General features: G+C 67.0%; 3 protein-coding genes. All 3 read left to right on the plus strand.

The features are described from left to right. On the plus strand, nt 1–704 hold a 704-nt coding region (gene asnS, locus VD972_RS20875), incomplete at its 5' end, for an asparagine--tRNA ligase (protein WP_324989660.1). Nucleotides 705–766: 62 nt separating this feature from the next. Continuing rightward, complete coding sequence (locus tag VD972_RS20880) at nt 767–3463, plus strand: type VI secretion system Vgr family protein (RefSeq protein WP_324989662.1); 2697 nt, start codon at nt 767–769, stop codon at nt 3461–3463. Nucleotides 3464–3478: 15 nt separating this feature from the next. Further along, on the plus strand, nt 3479–3965 hold a 487-nt coding region (locus tag VD972_RS20885), incomplete at its 3' end, for a hypothetical protein (RefSeq protein WP_324989664.1).

Consider the following 3965-nt stretch of genomic DNA (forward strand, 5'->3'; position numbering starts at 1 on the left):
TCCGCGCGGAGAACTCGAACACCACGCGCCACCTGGCCGAGTTCTGGATGATCGAGCCGGAGATCGCCTTCGCCAACCTGAACGACGACGCGGATCTGGCGGAGCGGTTCCTCAAGTATGTCTTCAAGGCGGTGCTCGCCGAGTGCGGCCCGGACATGAAGTTCTTCGAGGAGCGGGTGCAGAAGGGGGTGACGGAGCGCCTGGAGAAGTTCATCAACTCCAGCTTCGAGCGCATCTCCTACACCGAGGCCATCGAGATCCTGAAGAAGGCCAAGAAGAAGTGGGACTACGCGCCCGAGTGGGGCAATGACTTGCAGACCGAGCACGAGCGCTACCTCACCGAGGAGCACGTGGGCCGGCCCGTGGTGGTGATGAACTACCCGGAGAAGATCAAGGCCTTCTACATGCGCATCAACGAGGACGGGCAGACGGTGGCGGCCATGGACGTGCTGGCGCCGGGCATTGGCGAGATCATCGGCGGCAGCCAGCGCGAGGAGCGCCTGGACGTGCTGGACAAGCGCATGGAGAAGTTCGGCCTCAAGCCCGAGCACTATCAGTGGTACCGGGATCTGCGGCGCTACGGCACCGTGCCGCACGCGGGCTTCGGGCTCGGGTTCGAGCGCCTCATCGTCTACATCTGCGGGCTCCAGAACATCCGCGACGCCATTCCCTACCCTCGCGTTCCCGGCTGGGCGCAGTTCTGACCCAGGTGTAGTATGCCAAGCGCTCCGCCACTCTGAAGCGGGCTTCTGCACATGGGGATGATGTGGCTCGTGACCACCGGCTCGTCTTCGAACTCCAAGCAGGCCCCTTCGCGGCAGCGGACCTCTCCGTCACCCGCCTGAGCGGCGAGGAGGCGCTCTCCGAGCTCTTCGACTTCCAGGTCGAGTTCTTCCCGAGCGCCCTGGAGCCGCTGGACACGCACGAGCTGCTCGGGACACAGGCCGCCCTCTCGGTCAGAGATCCGGAGGGCTCCGAGCGCTTCGTCCACGGCTGGGTGGAGGAGGTGGTGGATCTCGGCCTGCGCCACGGTCGGCCCGAGTACCGCATCCGGATCGCGCCCAACCTGCGGCAGCTGCGCCATGTCCGGCGCAGCCGCATCTTCCAGCACCTCTCGGTTCCCGACATCGTGGCCAAGGTGCTGAAGGCCGGGCACGTGGATCACCGCCTGGCGCTCTCTGACAGCTACCCCAAGCGCGAGTACTGCGTGCAGTACCGCGAGACCGATCTGGACTTCGTGCTGCGGCTGCTCGAGTCCGAGGGCATCTTCTTCTTCTTCGAGCACGGCCCGGACTCGCACGTGATGGTGCTGGGAGACGCCGCCAGCGCGCACGAGCCGCTCGCCGGGGAGTCCACCCTGCTCTTCCGCGCGGAGACGGGGCAGGCCGCCACGGTGGGCGAGCACATCACCCGGGTGGTCCGCGCGCATCGGCTGCTCCCCGGCAAGGTGGCGCTGCGAGACTTCGACTTCGAGCGTCCCACGCTGAACCTCACCACCCAGGCCCAGGAGAACCAGGAGGTCCAGGGCCTGGAGATCTACGACTACCCGGGTGACTACGTGCAGTCTGGCGAGGGCAAGCGGCTGAGCAAGGTGCGCCTGGAGGAGCTGCGCTTCGGCGTGAAGACGCTGGCGTGCGCGGGGACCTGCCACCGCATGCTGCCGGGCGCCACGTTCTCGCTGGCGGAGCACCCCGACGATGCGCTGAACGGGGATCTGCTCCTGGTGCGCGTGCGCCACGAGGGGCAGCGACAGGAGATCGCCGGGGACGCGCAGGCGCTCGAGGGCTCCTACCGCAACGAGTTCCTCACCCTGCCGTCGGAGGTACCCTACCGGCCCCGGCGCACCACGCCCCGTCCTTCCATCCCCGGCATCCAGACAGCCACCGTGGTGGGGCCCTCGGGCGAGGAGACGCAGCCTGAGGCGCACGGGCGCATCAAGATCCAGTTCCACTGGGATCGGGAGGGCCAACGCAACGAGCAGAGCTCTTGCTGGGTACGCGTGGGGCAGTCCTGGGCGGGTGAGGGCTGGGGGGCCAGCTTCATCGCGCGCGTGGGGCAGGAGGTGGTCGTCCGCTTCCTGGAAGGCAACCCGGACCGGCCGCTGGTGGTGGGCGCCGTCTACAACGGCAGCAACCCACCGCCGGTGGCCTTGCCGGACGAGAGGACGAAGAGTACCCAGCGCACGGACTCCAGCCCGGGCGGCGGAGGCTTCAACGAGGCGCGCATCGAGGACGCCGCGGGCCAGGAGGAGGTCTATGTCCACGCCCAGAAGGACGAGAACCTCGAGACGCTCAACGACAAGACACAGATCGTCCGCGGCAACGAGACGCTCCTGGTGGAGAAGGACCGCTCCCGCGAGGTGCACGGCAACCAGTCGCTCGCGGTGAAGCTGGAGGATGCCTCCGCCATCGAGGGCAGCCAGACGCTGACGGTGACGGGCAACCGTGACACTCGCGTCAAGGAGAGCCACTCCGAGGACGCGGAAGGCAACCAGAGCATCACCGTGGCCATGGCCCACAACCTGAACGTCAAAGAGGCCGTCGCGTTCAACGTGGGCGCCGCCGCCGCGCTCAACATCGGCGCGGTCTACTCGGTGAACGTGGCACTGGCCCTCAACAAGGCGGTGGGTGGCGCCCGGCTGGAGCAGATCGCCGGGTTGAAGAGCGAGGATGTAGGCATTGACCGCACGGAGACCATTGGCGGCAACCGCAGCAGCGACGTGCTGGGCGAGGTGGAGGAAGAGGTGAAGGGCCACCTGAGCCAGAGCGCCGGCCAGGATCGCAAGGACGAGTCTGGCCGGCACACCTTCACCGAGGTGAAGGAGGAGACGGCCTTCGGCTCGAAGGAGCTGAAGTTCAAGGCGGACGAGGCCGCCGTGGTGGTGGGCGACGAGCTGGCGCTGCTCATCAACAAGTCCGGGACGGTGAAGATCTGGGCGAAGGACCTCACCGTGGACGGCTCGCAGATCAAGCTCAAGGGGAGCAAGATCGAGAAGAAGCCCGGCGGCAGCGGCCAGAGCAAGTCCTTCCAGGAGGTGTTGGATCCCTCGGTGGCCAAGGAGGGCAGGACGTACCAGGGTGACAAAGGCCCACTGTCCCCGGCGGACGCCAAGGCCTTCAAGGATGGCAAGTACACGGAGAAGGTGCTCACCCAGGACGTGAAGGTGGAGCGCCTCCACGGCGGCGGGGCCTTCCCGCAGGGCCGCTGGGTGACGGGCGGCTCGCGTCCCCTCGGGCTCGAGGGGAAGATCCGCATGGCGCTGCGCCCCGAGTGGGGCAACGCCGCCTCCCAGTCCAGCTCCTTCACCCTCAAGGCGGGGACCAAGGTGTACGAGGGCGTCGTCGCGGGCCAGGGCACGGGCTATGCCGGGGGCGCGACGCAGATCCTCATCGACGTGCCGAAGACAGTGCTTGAAAAGGGAGGCGCCGTGACAGGCACCTTCCTCAAGGCCGTGTTCCTCTAGGAAAGGCAGGCAGACGTGGGATTGCTTCCCAAGCGTTCCATCCTCTCCAAGCTGCACTCCGGCAAAGAGTTCGGTGCGCTCGACGAGGTGCTGGAGTTTCAGCAGCGGCTGGCAGCCGAGCTGGAGAAGGGCAGCATCGAGCGCATCCCCGTGGGCAAGATGTTCTCCTACACCACGCCCGAAGAGTGGTACCGGGAGAAGGAGACGGGCATCGTCTACCGCTACATCCCCCCCGAGTTCCCCCTCAAGGGACTCTGGGCACGCGTGGAGAAGCCCGAGGAGCGCTCCTTCTTCGAACAGCTCTACCCCGGCGATGCTCCCAAGCCCGAGGAGTACAAGGTGTTGGCGCTCAAGCTCGAGGAGCTCTGGCTCCGCGGAGAAGTGGAGCGGGCGCGGGACGTGGATACGCCCCTGGAGGGCGTCATGCTCTATCACCACCCGAAGACGGACGAGACCTTCGAGCTGATCCCCCCAGGCGCGTTCACGAAGGACGGCACGTGGC

It is taken from the genome of Hyalangium sp., assembly GCF_035629615.1.
Taxonomy (GTDB): Bacteria; Myxococcota; Myxococcia; order Myxococcales; family Myxococcaceae; genus Hyalangium.